The organism is Bacillota bacterium (assembly GCA_033549065.1).
Classification (GTDB): Bacteria; Bacillota; Dethiobacteria; order DTU022; family DTU022; genus JAWSUE01.
In genome coordinates this window covers 78,598-96,940 of the sequence record JAWSUE010000005.1, presented here as the reverse complement: position 1 = coordinate 96,940, position 18,343 = coordinate 78,598, and the positions used below count along the sequence as shown (strand labels likewise).

Annotated in this window: 18 protein-coding genes and 1 riboswitch; of the genes, 9 read left to right on the top strand and 9 right to left on the bottom strand. The window is 43.9% G+C overall.

All coding sequences use genetic code 11. The features are described 5' to 3' along the window. Nucleotides 1-29: 29 nt before the first annotated feature. Complete coding sequence (locus SCJ97_04735; GenBank protein ID MDW7739348.1) at nt 30-2,498, bottom strand: trehalase family glycosidase; 2,469 nt, start codon at nt 2,496-2,498, stop codon at nt 30-32. A 139-nt stretch (nt 2,499-2,637) separates the two neighbouring features. Next, nucleotides 2,638-4,656 (bottom strand): molybdopterin-dependent oxidoreductase, encoded by a 2,019-nt coding sequence (locus tag SCJ97_04730; protein MDW7739347.1) that lies wholly within the window; start codon nt 4,654-4,656, stop codon nt 2,638-2,640. Between the two features lie 217 nt (nt 4,657-4,873). Here SCJ97_04730 and SCJ97_04725 point away from each other — a divergent pair, with 217 nt between their 5' ends. The 4 genes from SCJ97_04725 to SCJ97_04710 are packed head-to-tail and all read left to right on the top strand — an operon-like array spanning nt 4,874 to nt 9,120. After that, nucleotides 4,874-5,824, top strand: a complete 951-nt coding sequence (locus tag SCJ97_04725; protein ID MDW7739346.1) for an NAD-dependent epimerase/dehydratase family protein — start codon at nt 4,874-4,876, stop codon at nt 5,822-5,824. A gap of 39 nt (nt 5,825-5,863) precedes the next feature. Continuing rightward, nucleotides 5,864-7,051, top strand: coding sequence for a glycine C-acetyltransferase (kbl, locus tag SCJ97_04720; protein ID MDW7739345.1), 1,188 nt, complete (start codon nt 5,864-5,866; stop codon nt 7,049-7,051). Nucleotides 7,052-7,065: 14 nt separating this feature from the next. Further along, on the top strand, nt 7,066-8,151 hold the full coding sequence (locus SCJ97_04715) for a DUF697 domain-containing protein (GenBank protein ID MDW7739344.1): 1,086 nt from the start codon (nt 7,066-7,068) through the stop codon (nt 8,149-8,151). Nucleotides 8,152-8,172: 21 nt separating this feature from the next. After that, the gene (locus tag SCJ97_04710; GenBank protein MDW7739343.1) at nt 8,173-9,120 is read left to right on the top strand and encodes a dipeptidase; all 948 of its coding nucleotides are present in this window, start codon (nt 8,173-8,175) and stop codon (nt 9,118-9,120) included. On the opposite strand, the gene SCJ97_04705 is transcribed toward SCJ97_04710, so the two are convergent. The 4 genes from SCJ97_04705 to SCJ97_04690 all read right to left on the bottom strand — a co-directional run bounded on the left by SCJ97_04705 (nt 9,117) and on the right by SCJ97_04690 (nt 10,981). Further along, nucleotides 9,117-9,989 (bottom strand): alpha/beta hydrolase, encoded by an 873-nt coding sequence (locus SCJ97_04705; GenBank protein ID MDW7739342.1) that lies wholly within the window; start codon nt 9,987-9,989, stop codon nt 9,117-9,119. The two genes, SCJ97_04710 and SCJ97_04705, sit on opposite strands and share 4 nt — an antisense overlap. Beyond that, on the bottom strand, nt 9,970-10,113 hold the full coding sequence (locus SCJ97_04700) for a hypothetical protein (protein ID MDW7739341.1): 144 nt from the start codon (nt 10,111-10,113) through the stop codon (nt 9,970-9,972). Before SCJ97_04700 ends, SCJ97_04705 begins: the two co-directional genes overlap by 20 nt. A 7-nt stretch (nt 10,114-10,120) precedes the next feature. Next, the gene (locus SCJ97_04695) at nt 10,121-10,423 is read right to left on the bottom strand and encodes a ferritin family protein (protein MDW7739340.1); all 303 of its coding nucleotides are present in this window, start codon (nt 10,421-10,423) and stop codon (nt 10,121-10,123) included. Between the two features lie 117 nt (nt 10,424-10,540). After that, nucleotides 10,541-10,981: a universal stress protein gene (locus tag SCJ97_04690; protein ID MDW7739339.1), complete on the bottom strand. Its 441-nt coding sequence runs from the start codon at nt 10,979-10,981 to the stop codon at nt 10,541-10,543. A 208-nt stretch (nt 10,982-11,189) separates the two neighbouring features. Here SCJ97_04690 and SCJ97_04685 point away from each other — a divergent pair, with 208 nt between their 5' ends. The 4 genes from SCJ97_04685 to SCJ97_04670 are packed head-to-tail and all read left to right on the top strand — an operon-like array spanning nt 11,190 to nt 14,160. Beyond that, complete coding sequence (locus SCJ97_04685; protein MDW7739338.1) at nt 11,190-12,155, top strand: metal ABC transporter substrate-binding protein; 966 nt, start codon at nt 11,190-11,192, stop codon at nt 12,153-12,155. Nucleotides 12,156-12,176: 21 nt separating this feature from the next. Beyond that, entirely contained in the window at nt 12,177-12,941 is a 765-nt protein-coding gene (locus SCJ97_04680) for a metal ABC transporter ATP-binding protein (GenBank protein ID MDW7739337.1), read from the top strand. After that, the gene (locus SCJ97_04675) at nt 12,934-13,728 is read left to right on the top strand and encodes a metal ABC transporter permease (protein MDW7739336.1); all 795 of its coding nucleotides are present in this window, start codon (nt 12,934-12,936) and stop codon (nt 13,726-13,728) included. The genes SCJ97_04680 and SCJ97_04675 overlap by 8 nt, the downstream gene beginning before the upstream one ends. A 6-nt stretch (nt 13,729-13,734) precedes the next feature. After that, the gene (locus SCJ97_04670; protein ID MDW7739335.1) at nt 13,735-14,160 is read left to right on the top strand and encodes a Fur family transcriptional regulator; all 426 of its coding nucleotides are present in this window, start codon (nt 13,735-13,737) and stop codon (nt 14,158-14,160) included. 10 nt (nt 14,161-14,170) lie between these two features. Here SCJ97_04670 and SCJ97_04665 read toward each other — a convergent pair whose 3' ends face one another. Continuing rightward, a complete protein-coding gene (locus tag SCJ97_04665; GenBank protein MDW7739334.1) occupies nt 14,171-14,959 on the bottom strand; it encodes a class I SAM-dependent methyltransferase in 789 nt (262 codons plus the stop codon). A gap of 137 nt (nt 14,960-15,096) precedes the next feature. On the opposite strand from SCJ97_04665, the gene dinB reads away from it, so the two are divergent. Continuing rightward, nucleotides 15,097-16,281 carry a DNA polymerase IV gene (gene dinB / locus SCJ97_04660; protein MDW7739333.1) on the top strand — a complete coding sequence of 395 codons (1,185 nt, stop codon included), beginning with the start codon at nt 15,097-15,099 and terminating at the stop codon, nt 16,279-16,281. A gap of 103 nt (nt 16,282-16,384) precedes the next feature. Here dinB and SCJ97_04655 read toward each other — a convergent pair whose 3' ends face one another. Together SCJ97_04655 and SCJ97_04650 are read right to left on the bottom strand one after the other, a co-directional pair. Further along, nucleotides 16,385-16,927 (bottom strand): hypothetical protein, encoded by a 543-nt coding sequence (locus SCJ97_04655; GenBank protein ID MDW7739332.1) that lies wholly within the window; start codon nt 16,925-16,927, stop codon nt 16,385-16,387. Nucleotides 16,928-16,995: 68 nt separating this feature from the next. Beyond that, nucleotides 16,996-17,083, bottom strand: a riboswitch (cyclic di-GMP riboswitch). A gap of 78 nt (nt 17,084-17,161) precedes the next feature. After that, entirely contained in the window at nt 17,162-18,334 is a 1,173-nt protein-coding gene (locus SCJ97_04650) for a PatB family C-S lyase (protein MDW7739331.1), read from the bottom strand. Nucleotides 18,335-18,343: the final 9 nt, after the last annotated feature.

Genomic DNA, 18,343 nt, shown 5'->3' with positions numbered 1-18,343 from the left:
TTAAACCTCCTGTAATCTTTTTCTCTAAGTCAGATTGTGATTAATTCACCGCCAGCCCCGTTGATTCTGAGAATATAATTCATTTCAGGTTTTACATTGTAACGCTGGCCCATCCAGATAAAAACTATTTCATCATCTTGATTGCTTCTTCCGGCAGAAATATCAAATCTCAGGCTAAGTTCGGAAGACAATAAGAGCGGTTTGTTGTCAAGGCTTTTAAAGTTCAATTTGGGAAGATCATAGCCCTGCCCTCCGGGCAAATCAACCTGCAGTACGGCTTCATCTGGCTCTGATTCCACGCTGGGTGGAGACAGTCGAGGGGAATGATCAAATGTTGTCGCCCACTGAATATATCCTGTCAGCTCCCTTGTTTCAGGGAAGATATAACAAAAATGCTGATAACGACAGTAAAGAATCTGTATTGCCCATGCTGAAGACATACCGAACTGCATTACAGCCGGGTCCCCCGGCCCGCGTGAACTCCAACCTATGGCCCCGGTTTCTGCATTATAGGTTTCATACAACCCTGCAGAATTGTATAATGTGCGGGTAATCCTTTCATGCAGCAGCGAAGCTTCTCTCGTGTAACCGAAGCGGTACAAAACCTCCAGAGCAGCGTAGTTGTTTATCATCCAGATCTGTCCTCGCCAGTAATAACCATCCTTCCTGCTGTTATAGTTATAGTCATTGAAAGCAACACTTGGAATGCCATATTCACCCCAGAATTTATCAGGATCCAATAAGTGTTTTTCTATAACCGTCCGGATTTTCTCCAGGCAATTACAGGCTCCTGTAAAAACCGGCCACCATATTGCCGGAGTCATCACCTCGATAAATGTTCCGTTACGTCTGTCCAACCAGGCTTCCTGCTTCGAAGACCATAACCCCTCGGTTATTTTCTTCTTCAGTTCGCCGCTATGTTCATTATATCTTGCTGCTTCATCTATCAATCCGGCTTTCCTGCAGAGGTAAGCCACATTAAGATAAGATTGGAACAGCCAGCAGTTTAAATCAACCGCACTGAAAAAACGCGGAACCAGTCCGATAATAAAACTGGGAAGAAAACTGGGTGGGTAGAAACGGGGGCTGTCATCAAGCCCTGATTCAAGACCGTTCAGATAAGAAAAGAAACCATTTTTCAGTTTTCGATTTTCTTCCCACCAGTGCAAATTCTCGCGTAAGGGAGGTAGTGCCATTTTCAGGAATTTTTCTCTTTCCCCGGCATGGCTGAATCGTTCATAAACCCTGACAGCTGCCCAGGATTGCAGGGGTGGCTGAGAATACAGATCAAGCACCCCTTTTAAAGAATCATCAACTTTACTGGGGATATGGCTGCGCTCGGAACCTGAAAAAATTGTTATCCCTTTAACCCTCAGTTTAAACCGGGCTTTATCCCTGGCCCGGCTGTTGCCTTCGAGCTGGGTGAGCAGCACTTCAGCAGCTTTCCCGGGGTTCCATTCGCTTATTCCGAGAACATGCTGCGGAGTATCCCAACCCCATATAAATGGGAAGTAAACTTTTGATGGTACTGAACCCCAACGTTTCATATTACCTCGCGGGTAGTACAAACTATTGTTTAAGGCCCAGGAAGCAAGTTCAAGAGTCCTTCTCGCCGATTCCTTTTCCGATTCACAGGGAAGAGTAATACTGCTGTGAAATTTTCTCCAGCGGTTTTCTGCAGTTTCTATCAATTTCTCCAGATGATCAAGTGCTCTCTCTGCCCTTAGTTTCGGTAAATCAGAAAAATCTGCTGAAAATGAGATTATAATCGACCATTTAAAAATCTCTCCGGGGAGCAATCTTACCTTGGGCCCACGCAGTTCTTTCTTTCCAGCCTGTCCTCCCTCCGAAGGCAGGAAATAAATATAAAGCTTCTGACCGGGAATCCGATGATAATTGGAAAGGTGAATACCTCTCCCGTTTTCCTTGAAAAAAGTGAACCCGTTAAAATGCGGATAAGGATTTTCCAGATCCCGCCCGGCAGTTGGTATAAAATAACAGGCCGGCTGGACTCTCGTTTCTCTGTCAGATTCCCACACAGATTCAAAAATAGCAAGATTATGCTGAATAAAAAACAACCTGCTGCGCATGCGGAAATGAAGGTCTTCTGCTTCTTCTTCAATGCAGTATGGATTAAAATGTACTTTTCGCGGTTTGGATAACTTAAAATATTTCTTATCACCATCTGCATAAAGTCTGAAAGCGAAGTCATACAGCCTGCCTGCTCCAAGTGATGTAATGGTAGCAAAAAGAGCGCTGCATCCCGCCCTGGCGCTTTCAGGAACCGTTTTAAAACCTAAATGGCTTCCCATCTCACTCATGGGAGAACCACTGGTACTTCCAGCTATATACAAAGGGGCTCCTGAAAACTGAGCTCTGTATTTTAAAGGCCTGACCAGGTTCTGCAGCTGTTTTCTGTAAATCAGCCAGGCCAGTAATAAAATGATTAAAATAACCGGTATGAAGTACAGAATAAACAAACCTTTCGTGATCAACATGAAATTAAATTTGCAGCGTAGTGGTGAATTACTGGAGTTTCTATTATAGTTATATGTTTTATAAGGATATCCCTGACTTTGATTTTTATAGTAACACAAAATAAGTCAGATACAAAATAATCCCGGAATTTATGTTCGATCATGCTTTAACTTGCATATTCTTTTTATCAATTCGACATAAACAATCGTAGTAAGCGGCCTGATCACCGATATCGGTAACCCGGTCAGGGGCAAGTTTATTTACAACACTACCGGTATTATGCCACCATCCTTCATAAACCATGACTGTCTCGGGAGGCACGTTGTCACTTATCTTCACTTTTAACTCAATGGTTCCCCGGATTGAAGAAACCCTGACCTCTTCACCATCAACAAGATTCTCGAACCGGGCAGTCTCAGAAGAGATGTAAGCCCAGATTTCATCGGCGCTGTTCAGGCGGTGAATGGAGTGTATGGAATTTCGTGGATGTGGTGTGGCAAACCAATAACGATAACCTTTTCCCCGGATATTCTGGTCACTCAGCTCAATAGGTTCGTGGTACAGGGGCAAACCATCAGCCCCATCATTAACAGCTTTCTCCGAATCGAAGTTGTATTTCCCATCTGCAGTTTCAAACACCCGGTCAGCCCAGGGGATTTCATTGCCTCCCGGAAGAAGCAGCGGAGATTTTTCTTTGATATCTTCCAAAGTGATCCCCAGGGCAGCAGTGAGAGGTCGTATAGCCCGGGTCAGCAGTTCGGATGAATCAGCTTCCGGAAATCCCTCAACGCCCAGAAGATCTGCCAATTCCTTCAGATAGTCGTATTCAACCCGGCATTCACCTGGAGGGTCGATAATTTTTGGTCCATAATTTAGATACTGGTGGCTCATCGAAGTGAAGAAAATATCTTCTGCTTCGGGGAAACAGGCAGCCGGCAGAACCAGATCGGATGCCGCAGCGGTATCGGTCATGAAATGGTCGGCAGTAACAACAAACGGTACCTTTGATAGAGCCGCACGCATTAATTCACTGTCACCGATCTGAACCATCGGGTTTGAGCGGCTAATGTAAAGAAAATCAATTTCGGGATCTTTTAAATTCATAATTGTTTCTGCAAGCTTTGGTTTCGAATATATGCGGTGAGTTGGGTTAAGATCCACTCCGCCGAGGTAATCATGATCAATCAGGCGGGTGGTTCTGAAATTGGCATAATTGGCACCGCCACCCGCAATCCCTATATTACCGGTTACAGCAGCGAGGGCATCAATAGCCCGGATAGTATTCCCCCCGTTGCTGTGTCGCTGCACTCCAAAACCGATCATTAAAGAAGCTGGTTTATGGCCGGCATAATCCAGTGCAAGTTTCATGATTTTTTCTGAAGGGATCCCTGTAATTTCTGCGGTTTTGTCCGGCGTGTAGTCAGCACACAGTTCCCTATACTGTTCAAAACCGGTGGTATAACTGGATATGAAATTAAAATCAGCAATCCCTGACTCAATTATAATTCCCGCCATGCCCAGGGCAAGCGCACCATCAGTACCGGGATTGATTCTGACATGCTCATCGGCCAGACCAGCCGTGGCGGTCCGGATTGGATCAATCAAAATAACCTTTGCCCCTTTTTCACTGGCTCTGCGTATATAGGGTAGCAAGTGAACCTGGGTATAAGCAGGATTCCGGCCCCAGATAACAATCAGTTTTGAATTGATCAAATCCTCATGGTGGTGTGACATGATCGTGCCAAAGTCATAACGCTGTGCCGCCAATCCGGCACCCCAGCACAGGCTGCCCCGATGCATGGTGCATCCTCCAAGAGCACTGAAAAATCTTGATTCAATATTCTTCAGAAGCCCCCCGTATCCACCATCAAAAAAGTGGAGCAGTGAGAGCGGTCCGTGGTTATTTAATGATTTGGATATCTTTTCCGCCATAGTATGAAGAGCTTCATTCCAGCTTACTCGTGTAAAACTACCAGCCTTTTTCAGTAAAGGGTTCATCAACCGATGGGGATGATAAAATCTTTCCAGATGCTTCTTTCCCTTGACACAAATGCTGCAGGCTGTAATCGGTTGATCCGGATCAGGCCCGATGGAAGCTATTTTCCCATTCTCTACTCCAACCAAAAAAGCACACTGATCCCAGCAATCCAACGAACATGCGGTTTTAATCATTTTCATTACAGTTCACCAGCTTTATCATGGAGTTTGGTTTTTTATTATAACATATTTTTATTCCAACCTTTGTTATTGACACCCGGGTAAGCATTGTTCCGGTAATAGCAAATAAAGGGATCTACCTTTAAAAACAGAATTATTAAATATTCAGGCTTAATCACTAAGTCTGATTAACTATGTCTCGCTGGAGGCAAACATATTTAGGGAGGAAAAATCTGCAGTGAAAAAAATATTGGTTACCGGTGCAATGGGCCAGATCGGAACAGAATTGGTCCCCTATCTCAGAAATATTTACGGCCTGGAAAATGTCGTTGCTTCCGGCAGAAGGATCAGGGAGGAATGCACAATCCTCTATGAAGGACCTTTTGAACTTATTGACATTACCCGGCCTGAACAGATTGATTATACCGTTAAGAAATATGAGATAGATACTATATATCATCTGGCTTCCATGCTATCAGCCCGGGGGGAAAGCAACCCACAGGAGCTATGGGAAATTAATATGAACGGACTGGTGAATGTCCTCGAGATTGCCCGGGCATATAAGTGCTCTCTCTTTTTCCCCAGTTCAATAGCTGTTTTTGGTCCCGATGCACCGAAAGTTAAGACTCCTCAGGATGCCCTTACCAGACCGACTTCCATTTACGGTGTATCCAAAGTTTCCGGTGAACTGCTTTGCGATTACTATCACCTGAAATATGATCTTGATATTCGCGGTCTCAGGTATCCCGGCGTTATCTCAAGTGCTGCCATGCCTGGTGGCGGTACTACTGATTATGCCGTCCACATTTTTTATGATGCTCTTAAGAAAAGCCGCTACACTTGTTTTTTAAAAGAAGATAGCTCTATAGATATGATCTACATGCCCGATGTACTTGAAGGAGCGGTCCAGCTTATGGAAGCAGATCCTTTTAGATTGCAGCATCGGAATGCTTTCAATGTTTCGGCAATCACTGTAACTCCACTCCAGCTCGCTGCTGAGATAAAGAAACATTTGCCTCAATTAGAAATCGATTACGAAATTGATCCCGTCCGTCAGTCTATCGCCGATAGCTGGCCTGATTCGCTTGACGATTCAGCAGCCCGCAGCGAATGGGGCTGGAATCCAAAATATGATCTTACAGCGATGACCAAAGATATGCTTTCTATCCTTTCCAAAAAGCTGAAATAAAACTTTGTCGGAAAAAGTCTGTTCAGGAAGGTGGATCACATGTCAAAAAAGATTCTTGAAGATTTACGTTCACAATTTAAGGTATTGCAGCAGGACGGGTTATATAAAAAAGAACGGATCATAACGAGTCCGCAATCATCAAATATTTCAATTTCTTCCGGTGAAAAAGTCCTTAATTTTTGTGCAAATAATTACCTTGGCCTGGCCAGCCATCCCGCAGTTATTGAAGCAGCCAGGAATACTATGGAAATGTGGGGCTACGGACTTTCATCAGTCAGGTTTATCTGCGGCACTCAGCAGATTCACAAAGAACTTGAACAGAAGGTATCTGAATTTCTGCATACCGAAGATACTATATTATACGCAGCCTGTTTTGACGCTAACGGTGGTATCTTTGAACCTCTGCTTGGAGAAGATAGTGCCATAATATCTGACGAGTTAAATCATGCTTCGATTATCGACGGAGTCAGGTTGTGTAAAGCTGCGCGATACCGTTATAAACATTCTGACATGAAAGAGCTGCGTAACTGCCTTGAGGAGGCAAAGCAGTCCAGGTATCGTTTAATCGCAACCGACGGTGTATTCTCCATGGATGGAGATATAGCCAAACTTCCTGAAATCTGTAAGCTGGCTGAAGAATATGATGCCCTGGTTATGGTTGATGACAGCCACGCGACAGGCTATATCGGAAAGACCGGCCGGGGAAGCTTCGAACACTTCGGGTTGGAAGGCAAAATAGACCTGATCACAACTACATTCGGCAAAGCACTCGGAGGAGCTATGGGAGGGTGTACATCGGGAAGAATCGAACTGATCGAGATGCTTCGCCAGCGATCCAGACCTTACCTCTTTTCTAATTCTCTTGCTCCTGCCGTGGTCGGAGGCACATTGAAAGTTATTGAAATGCTTTCAAGTTCCAACGAATTACGTGATAAAGTTATGGAAAACGCAGCTTATTTCCGCCAAAAAATGATTAATGCCGGTTTCACAGTAGTTCCTGGAGAAACCGCAATTGTTCCAGTCATGCTCTACAATGAACCTCTAGCCCTGAAGATGGCCGACCTGATGTTAAAAGAAGGAATCTATGTTATCGGATTTGCCTTCCCTGTTGTCCCCAGGGGTAAAGCGCGGATCAGGGTTCAGCTATCTGCAGCCCACGAAAAAGAACATTTGGATAAGGCAATTTCAGCTTTTATCAAGGTTGGCAGGGAATTGAAAGTAATCTGAGAGCAGGTGACTTAATGTCTGGATTTATTAAAAAAATTATGGTCACAATTACTGCATTCCTGACCCTTCTCTTTATCTTATTTGTCATTAATCAGACAAGTCAGGCTGTATCGCTGGCAACCGGAATTCATCCTGTCCTGGGGCAAATAGTTTTATATTTATTACTGGCTGTTTATGCCGCGGTTATCATCGTTCCCCTGTTTTTAATTTTCAAGAGACCGCTGACCCTGTTCCCTCCGGAAGATACAGAGGGAGAAGAATACCGCAGATACCTTCAACAGCTTGCCAAAAGGCTGTCAAGAAATCCACATGTGAAAGATGACAAAATAGATCCGGAGGATCGCGAAGCGATAGATGCTGCCCTAAAAGAACTTGATATATTGGCCGACAGCAGGCTTAAAGAAGCTGCAGGCGGCGTTTTTATCATGACTGCCATCTCTCAATATGGCGCACTAGACGCCGTGATTGTTGCCCTCAGCCAATTCAGGATGATCTGGCAGGTATCTCTGCTTTACAATCAGCGGCCTAATCTGCGTGAACTGGCCTATCTCTACGGTAACGTTTTCGCTACCGCTTTCCTGGCAACCAGGATCGAAAACCTGGAGTTGCTCGAAGATCAGCTTGAACCGGTAATCGCTTCAATTATGGGTAGTTCCCTCTCATCACTGACTCCAGCTTTTAACACCGCAGCAAATTTGATTACCAATTCAATAATCCAGGGTTCATCAAATGCCTATCTAACCTTACGAGTGGGGGTGATTACAAAACAATATTGTTCCTCACTGGTAAAACCTGAAAAAACTCAGCTGAGACATGCTGCGGCAGTACAGGCTGCCGCCCTGCTGGCAAAAGTTTTGAGCGAATCAACATACATCGTAACCAAAGCTGTAATCAAAGCTACGGCAAAAGCAGGAAAACGACCTTTCCGTTACGGGCAAAATCTGATTACACAAACCTCGAAAAAAACTTATAATGCCGGAAAGACAACTTTTCAGAAAGGTGAAAATCTGGCCCGGGGTCTTGGAGATGCAGTAAAAAGCAGTGGACGCAGGATCAAATACTATTTTGTAAAAGAGAAACCAAAACCGGAAGAAGAATAGACTAGGAAGTGATCACAGTATATGGAATACCCGATAATAGATGGCCATTGCGATACGGTCAGGTTATTTGATACAGATAATTATGATTTTTCGAAGAGAAACGGGGAGGGCCATCTCGATCTTCCCCGTTTAAAAGAAGGTAATGTTAAACTACAATTTTTCGCCCTCTATATCGAAGAAGAGTATAAGCCAGTCGGATCATTAAAGCGCTGCCTTACGCTTCTGGAGCGATATTTTGAAACCATGGAAAGCTGCCCTGATGATTTTATCACCATATACTCCGCTGCAGATTTAAAAAACCTTTTTAACAGCGATAAGATTGGAGCTCTACTCTGTATTGAAGGTGGTGAAGCGCTTGAAGGAGAAATTGCTGTCCTCCAAAGTCTATTCCGATTGGGCATCCGCGCCATTGGTCTGACCTGGAACCAACAAAATCAGCTGGCTACAGGTGTAGGCAGTGGAATAAGAGGTGAAGGTTTGACTAGCTTCGGGAAAAATGTGATCGTCGAAATGAACCGAATGGGCATGCTGGTTGACCTGGCCCATATTAACGAAGATGGTTTTTTTGAAGCAGTTGAAACCAGCAGCAAACCGGTTGTGGTATCCCACGCAAATGCCCGCTCTCTATGCAACCACCCACGAAATCTTTCAGATGAAGAGCTAAAAAAGCTGAGCGAAAACGACGGTGTTATCGGTGTATCATTTTACCCTGATTTTATCGATCCGAAGAATCCAACTTTTGACAGGCTGCTTGACCATTTTGTTTATATCGCTGATATTATCGGAACAGAGCACCTGGGTATCGGTTCAGATTTTGACGGCATCGATAAAGTACTTCATGGTCTGGAAGATGTTACTGGATTGTCCGGCTTGATAACCGGCCTCAAAAGAAGAGGGTTCACTTCGGAAGATATCGCCCGGATTACCTCTAAAAACTTCTACAGGATCCTCAGTGATGTACTACCCTAATCACGATCAGTTACTTCACTGATAAATATAAGCAGGATCTCATTAAATATCACCGGAGATGTTTCCATCGGAACATGCCCTTCTTCGGGAATGATCACCAGATCTGCGCGGGGAAACTTATCAACCAGCTTCCGCCCCTGTTCAAGAGGCACCCAGGCATCTTCCTCCCCCCAGACCAGGAGTACAGGCAATTCGACTTCTTCCACTCGATCTGCCATGGATGTAATGCCGGTTTTCATAAGATCGGCAAAAACCTCCTCGCTCTTTTCAACGGTCACAGGCTGAAAATAACCCTCCACCTCATCAGAAACCGGTTCGCGACCATATGCGGAAGCGAGCAATTCTTTAATTCTATTTTCCCTTAAAATCATATGCGTGGCCAAAACTTTAACCCAGCGCCCGGATGGAGGATATCGAAAAAGAGTTTGAATAAATTTGTTTTCCGCGCCAAAAACCGCTCCCGCAACAAGTGTTAAACTCTCTACTCTATCCGGCTCTTGCAGGGCCATTGCCGTAACTACAGCCCCTCCCATTGAGTGGCCGACCAGATGCCATTTACTTTCAGGGCAGATCTTATCAAGTAACTCCCACATTAATTCAGCCCTGGCTTCTGAAGTATGGTCTAAGCCGGCTTTTCGTTCAGACAACCCGAAGCCGGGCAGGTCGGAAGCTATAACCGTGTAACCGTGTTCTTCAAGGTATGGTGCTGTAAATCGCCATGAAAAAGTAGAAGCGCCAAACCCATGAATTAGGAGAATCTTTTCTGCCTGTTCATCGTCGGCGCCCCACAGGCGGTAATGTATTTCCTGATCATCAATTTTGGCAAAACTACTGTTAATAAAACTCAGATCATGCCGACTCGTATTCAACTGTCGTACAGGTATAAGGTAAGGTAGTACCGATAGCATAGTGAATAAAACTAACAGGATCAATAAAAGATATTTTACTATTTTTCTTGTAGCAGATAGCGGTCGGTGATAAAGCAAATGGCACCTACTCCTTATTCGAGCTCCTCCATCAGTTCCTCTACCTCTTCATAACCTTCCTGGTACAGTTCTTCTTCTTCCGGATCAAGTTCCTTCAGCAGTCGTAGAAACTCTCCGGCATGAACTCTTTCCTCATCAGCAATATCTTTAAGAACAGTAATTGCCAGCTGATTATCAATTGACTCTGCCAGCTGCATGTAAAGCTGAATCGCTTCATACTCGACTGCAACCATAAAGCGGACTGCCCTGATCAATTCCTCGTGAGTAAGCTTGCGTTCCGATGATAATCCGGAAAATGGATGACCGAAATCAGGTATAATATTACCCCTTTCATTTGTTTGGTTAATTAAATCATAGTATCATTGCGATTTCTTTTAAAGACTGCATTTGCGATCGGATAAACACTTCAGATCTCTCTGGCTCAATCTTTCCTTCTATTTTGCAATCATGATATTTGTGCTGCCCAGATGAGCTACGCGGTTGCTCACACTTCCCAAAAACATCTCTTTTATACCTCTTAATCCGCGGCTGCCGACGACAATCATGTTTGCCTTCAGTTCACTTGCTCTCTCGCATATCGCATCCGCCGGTGATTGATGTCCCATTATAACATCAGTGCTAACATCCAATCCTTTTTCCATAAATGGTTTGGCAGCATTATTAACAATTTCTTCAGCCTCTTCTCTCAGGTAACGGTGAATCATCTCCCAGTTCTCATCGGAAAAATGAACCGAAACACGGGGGCTGAATATATTTTCTCCCACAACGGTTATTACAGAAATCTTGGCTTTCATCGCTTCAGCAATCAACAGGGCCTCTTCAACAACCTTTTTCGTATGTTCCGAACCATCCACTGCTAGCAGAATGTGATACATTAAGATCACCCCTTATCAGAATATATAAAATATTCGACAGCGCTCTGCATAAATCCTATAAAGAAGGATAATAACATTGATTAGCTTATTGCTTATTTTTTTGAAAAATGTTTATCTTTTCTTGCCACGGTCTGATCATTATGCTATTCTTTACGTAAACGCAAGTCATTTGCATTTACGTAAAGAATAATAAATTGGAGAGCATTAAATGAAGAAAAAAATACTTCCCGCCTTCCTGTTGATCTTTTTCCTCGTCCTTGTTTCAGGTGGATGCAAAACCGGCGACTTATCGGGCAACAATGATTCATCTTCGCATATCAAGATAGTTACCACCATCTTCCCCCTGGCTGATATTACAGATCAATTGGGTGGCAATGAAATATCGACCTCTTACCTGCTGCCGGCAGGTTCGAGTCCGCATACCTACGAACCAACAGTTGATCAGGCCAGGTTAATTGCCAATGCCGATCTATTTATCTCCATTGGTGCAGGTCTGGATGACTGGTCTGTCCAGCTGGCCAGGTCGGCAGGTTCGGACTTGGTTCTACTGGATCTATCAACCTATATCAACCTGATGGAAACTGGTGAATGCTTCGAGCTCGATGAGCATGATGGTCATGAAAATTGTGATCATGATCATTCAGATCACCTTCATAAAGATTTAGATCCTCATTACTGGTTAGACCCAATTATTGTCCGGGATCAAATATCCCCGGTAATAACCGATAAGCTGATAAATCTCTCACCTGATAAACAAACCTACTTTGAAGTAAATCTGGAAAGCTATCGCGATGACCTCTCCCGGCTTGACAGCGACATATCAGCTGCAGTAGGTAATTTCAATAGTACCGGGTTTATAGCCTTTCACTCGGCCTGGAGATATTTCGCAAACCGCTACGGTCTAAATGAAATTGCCGTAATTGCCAGTTTCCCGGGACAGGAACCTTCTTCCGGCTGGATAGCGGAACTGATTGATCTGATTAATGAACACAATATCGGAGCTATCCTGACTGAACCGCAATTTCCTTCAGCTCTCGCTGATAGAATCGCTGAAGAAACAGAAACGAAAATATACACAGCTGATCCACTGGGCGGGAGCACAATACCAGGAAGAGATTCATACATAAATCTTATGCGCTTCAACCTGGATATATTTCAAAAGGCTCTTGAGTAAATAAACAGGGGTGATTTGAAAATGGATCCAATAATCAGCTTCAGTAACCTGGGTGTTAAATTTAATGGACCCCCTGTTCTTGAAAATATCTCTTTCGATGTCATGGCCGGTGAATTAGTTGGGATAATCGGACCAAACGGAGCTGGTAAAACAACCCTGCTCCGAACTATCCTAGGCCTTATTCCACCTGTAAAGGGTGAACTGAAGGTCTTGAATAAATCTATAGATCAACTGAACAGCATTCGGGATAAAATAGGCTACATGCCTCAGACGCAACTCTTTGAAAAGCGATTTCCCCTCTCTGCCTCCGATGTGGTTAGCACAGGATTGCTCAGTCGGGGAACCATCCTGCGCAGGTTGAAGAATAGCTCCGAAGTTATTTTTAGAGCCCTTGAACTTGTTGGCATGCAGGAATATATTCAGAAGCCTTTCCAGGATCTCTCGGGTGGGGAGCAACAAAGAATACTTTTGGCCCGTGCTCTTGTTCGTAACCCGGAGCTGCTTCTACTGGATGAACCAAATAACGGGCTCGACTTCCCGTCACAACAAAAATTCAACAAGCTCCTACAGCGCCTTAAACTGGAAAATAATCTTACAATAATACTGGTTTCTCATGATCTTGTCTCTGTGTCAGCTATCGCTGACCGGCTGATCTGCATTAACCGGATTATGCACATTCACGGGCATCCGGGAGATGTATTGGTCAGCCCCCATCTGGAGGAAGCCTATCGCTGCGAGTTCGATCTGCTCCAACCTCCGGGCAGGGAGGTGCATAAATGTGACTGAATTAATTGCCTACACTTTCATGCAGCGAGCCTTGTTAGCTGCTATCATGGTCGGTCTTCTTTGTTCTACTCTATCTTTTTTTGTGGTCCTGAAAAGGCTGTCATTCCTCGGCGCCGGGATCTCTCATACATCTCTTGGTGGAATTGCCATCGGTCTTGCAGCTGGTATTAATCCGGTTTTGACCGGCAGTATATTTGCAGTTGCCACAGCTATGACTACAGGCTATCTCAGCAGGCGGGATAAAATAAGTGAAGATACCATAATTGGCGTTTTTTATGCATTCGGTATGGCCCTTGGTATAGCCTTGATCAGTAATTTCAAGGGTTATTACCCGGAACTGTTTTCCCTGCTCTTTGGTAATATACTGGCTGTTTCTTCAGGTGCATTATGGCTAATGGGCATAACCATGATGGTTGTCGTATCTTTCTTGATCCTCTTTTTCAAAGAATACTTATCAATCTGTTTTGACGAAGAGATGGCCACGGCCAGTGGTCTGCCAACAACTGCACTTTACATGGCCCTGTTGGCCGCAATTGGTTTAACTATTATGGTTGCTATTCAACTTGTAGGAGTGGTCCTCGTTGCCGCCTTAATAGTAATTCCCGGCGCAACAGGCCAGCGGGCGTGTAAAAACTACAGGGGCATGATGGCTGTATCTATACTCACTGGTCTGCTGGGAAGCATGGGTGGATTGATCCTTTCGTTTTTCTTTCCGGTACCACCCGGAGCATCAATCGTCCTGGTGATGACCGCGATTTTTCTCTTATCTCTTTTACGCAGGAGATGAAAAATAATGAGCGAACTCGAAGCTGAAAAACTTTTAAAACATTACAGATTAAAAGCTACAACCGGAAGAGAAGCTCTCGTAAGAGCCTTACTTGAGGCTGATAAACCGCTGTCCCATAAGGAGCTAATGAACCGTCTTTCGAATTTGCAATATGACCCGGCAAGTATTTACCGTTCTCTCGATACCTTTGTTGAAGCAGGGCTTGTTCACCGTGTGGAAGATGAAAATCGCACCTGGCTTTTTGCCCTCTGTACTTGTTCAGGTGAAAACCATTGTCATCCCCATTTTTTCTGCCGTTCCTGTGGTAAATGTGAATGTCTGAAAGATTACCATGTGCCCGAAATACCAGGACTGCGAGAAAATTATCTGGTGGAAGGTAAAAGATTTTACCTCAAAGGTATTTGTTCCGGCTGTATATCAGGAAACAAATAATCTTCCCAGGTTAAGTGCTTAAAAACGGTCTGTCGATTTCCCCTTCCGGTTTGATACAAATGAAAACTTTTTGAAGATATTCTCCTTCACCGAGGATGTAAGGATCATATGAATCATTCAGGACAAACTGCCTCAAATTACACCCGGTTTCAGCCAGCAGATCTAACCAGGTGCAGGTATCAAATAGACCTATCAGATGCCGGTCCGTATAGATTTTTAATTCTCCCTCTTTGCGTACCAGGTAGATGATTGTCGCTTCGTAGATAGAACCTTCCGGATCGGGAATGTAATTGTTCTCGAATACCGTAACTTCGCGATTATCTTTTGATCCGGTATAAGCAAAGTTGTTTTCCCGGAATTCCTCCCTGACATGAGCAGTTATCAGCAGCACACCACCCCGTCTCAAATGACCATAGCCGGTTACGATTGCCCTGCGCAGATCTTCCACAGTTGTCATATAGCCGATTGACTCGGGAATGATAACAGCATCAAACTCCCTGTTCAACCTTATCGTTCTCATGTCACCTTTGATATATTCTACTTCAGGATTAAGCTTCCTGGAGGCAGCCAGCATGCCATCACTTATATCAACACCGGTAACTTTAAAATGTCTTTTAAGTGTAAAATCATTAATACCGGCTCCGCTGCCCAGATGCAGGATGGTCTCAGGAGTTATTCCAGCAGCTTCTTTTATTAACCGGCAATAATATTCTGTTTCTTCGGTATGTTTATCAGGCGGAGAAAGAACCGGCTCTATCCATGCCAACTCATTGTAGCTTAACCATTTACCTTCATCCATCCTGAGCACCCCCGCACTATTAAGATTATTTGAGATAAACGGATATTTCTTGATCATCCGGTTAAATACCTTTCGTTTTAAATACTTACAATCCGGATTTATTTGACACTTTTATTAAAAAATTCTACGATAAAACCATGAAAAAGAACCGAGAAATACTGCTGTGTGATCTTGACGCTTTTTTTGCTTCTGTTGAACAAAGAGATAACCCGGCACTCCGGGGGAAACCGGTCATAATTGGAGGGAACCCCGAAGGAAGAGGGGTGGCATCAACATGTTCATACGAAGCCAGAAAGTATGGTGTTCATTCAGCTATGCCGATGAAAAAAGCTATCACACTCTGCCCGGATGCTATAATTCTGCGAGGTCGGATGTCACGTTACAAAGAAGTTTCAAACCAGGTCATGAAAATATTTGAGCGTTTCACACCGGAAATTGAACCGGTCTCGATTGATGAAGCATACCTTGCCGTCGGGAAAGGAGAGGGCATAAGTGTTGGACATAGCATACATGATGCTGTAAAAAAAGAACTGGAACTTCCGATGAGTGTCGGTGTATCTACGAACAAGTTACTCGCTAAAATTGCCTGCGAACTGGCCAAGCCTGATAAGGTGGAATCGCTCTGGATCGACGAGATTAAAGAAAGACTGTGGCCTCTGCCGGTTAGAACGCTACCGGGTATCGGACCAGCTGCAGAAAGAAGTCTGCATCAGGTCGGAATCAAAAATGTCAGAGATTTAGCCCTATACCCGACCGGTTCCCTGAAACGGATCCTGGGCAGCTATGCTGAAACAGCACATCAATTTGCCCAAGGCCTGGATAGCAGGCTTCTGGAACAACAGCATGAAGTAAAATCAATTTCTGAAGAAACCACTTTCCCCGAAGATATCTATCAAATTGAAATTATGCTAAGCGTAATTTATGAGCTATCTGAAGGAGTTGGTTTCAGATTGCGGGCAACTGGTTTGACTGCCCGAACTGTATCAATTAAATTGAGATACCAGGACTTCAGAACAATAACACGCAGTAAAACTCTCCCGGAAACTATCTACAGCGATTCTGACATATATCAAACAGCCGGAGATCTTTTTAACAACAACTGCGGTAAACCTCCCTGGAGGCTTATCGGGGTTCAGGTTTCAGGATTTGAAGAAGGCAGCCAGATCTCACTTTTTAACAAACTGCCAAATAAAGAAAAGGAAAAAGATCTTATGCTTACCAAAGATCACTTAAAAAGGAAATATGGATCTGATATAGTATTTCAGGGCAAACGATTAGTTCAAAAAAAGGACAAACCAGATTACAGAAAAATCAGGGAATAAAAATAAGTGTACGATCTAAAGCCTGTCCACTTTTCGTACACTTATTTGTTCTATTAAATTTTTTAAATTTATTAGCAGGCCTTAAAACCGCCTGCCGACCGGATTACCGGCCATTACCGTTTCCATTACCTCTGTTTGCACTTGCATTCACGCTGCCATTTCCATTTCCATTATTGCCACTGTTTCCGTTATTCCCATTACTTTTATCAAGGCTTCCGTTAGCTGCGCGGGCAGCCTGAGATACTTCCTGACCAAGATGAATATCCGGATCTTTGGCCCGCTCCGAAACTGCCTGGCCGAAACCTTCATCACCTGGTTCAAGGTCGGCATCTCCGGTTAACACACTGTGAACTGCTTTCGCCACTTCGGAGCGCTCATCGGCTTCTTCGTCATCAGGATCTCCGTTTTCATCGCCATTCTCATCTTCGTTCTCACCATTCTCATCGGAGCCTTCTTCATTATCACCGTTAGTATTGCCATTGTCATCTCCATCATCGCCGTTACCGTTCTCATCGTTTTCTCCGTTTCCTACATCATCACCGTTTTCTGCATCAGATGTAAATAAACCATCAGTCTGGTCGGCAAAGGCTACTCCGCCGATAATTAACAAAATTACCAGGGCAAGGATAAAAACTTTCTTATTCATTTTATTTCAGCCTCCTTCTTAAATCGACTGTAGTTCAGTTTATCCTGACTGAAATAAAAAATCCCGTCTTCGGCAGCCTGGCGGTCTTAGTTCATAACGAACCTTAGACCCATAGCTTTGCGCACCTTCCTTTCGAAAGGGTTGCCTTTAATCGGTCAGGATAATGATTTGAATATAATATTACAATAATTTAAGTTCAATGTCAAATTCTTGTTATGAAGATACTCTAATACTTTACAGGCTATTTATTGCCTTTTCAAGGCGGTTCAGGGCCTCCTCAATCAACTTACGTGAACAGCCGAGGTTCATCCTCACAAAGCCTTCCCCTCCCTCGCCAAAAATGTACCCCTGGTTCAGACCAAGTTTTGCCCTCTTTTCCATAAAAAGCTTCAGATCATCGGTAGCCATACCCAGCTCTCGGCAGTCAATCCAGGCTAAATAAGATGCGCGAGGTTTGATTGTTTTCAGAGCCGGGATTCTTTCCTGCAGATAATTTTCGACCAATTTATGATTCCCTTCAATATAACTTGTCAATTCATCAAGCCATTGATCTCCAAAGTTATATGCAGCTTCTGCTGCTGCTATCGCAAATAGATTTGGCCCGGATACAGCATTCTTTTCCAGGGTATATTTATACTTCTCAACCCAATCCGGATTGGGAATGATGATATTTGACACCTGCAGTCCAGCCAGGTTAAATGTTTTACTGGGTGCAACACAGGTTACAGAGTTCAGTGCAAATTTATCCGAGATAGACGCAAAGGGTACATGCTGATAACCGTAAAGAGTAAGGTCAGCATGTATCTCATCCGAAATAACCATAACATCATTGTCCATACAAATGGAGCCGAGTTTTTCAAGATCTTCTTTATCCCAGACTATTCCCCCGGGATTATGCGGGCTGCATAAAAAAAGCATCTTTACCTTACCGTCAATTTTCTTTTCGAGATCATCAAAATCAATTGAATAAAGGCCGTCATCCAATTTTAAAGGATTATTTACTATCTGGCAGTCACCATTGCTAATTGCATTAAAGAAAGGGTAGTAAACAGGTGGCTGCAGGATAACTTTGTCTCCCGGTTCGGTAAATATTTTAACCAACCAGTGTAACGCAGGAACCACACCCGGACTGAAATGAAGCCACTCTCTTTCAACAATCCAGTTGTGTTTCCTCTTCAACCAATCGATCGCTGCCAGGTAATAATTCTCTCCCGCTTCGGTGTATCCATATATTCCAAACCGGGCTTTATCAGTCAGGGCATCAATAACTTCCTCCGGAGCTGCAAAATCCATGTCAGCCACCCACATCGGTAGCAGTTCTTTTTCTCCGAAATAGCGATCATAGCAATCCCATTTCAGAGAACATGTATTTTTCCGATCAATAATCCGGTCAAAATCATATCTCACTATTAACCC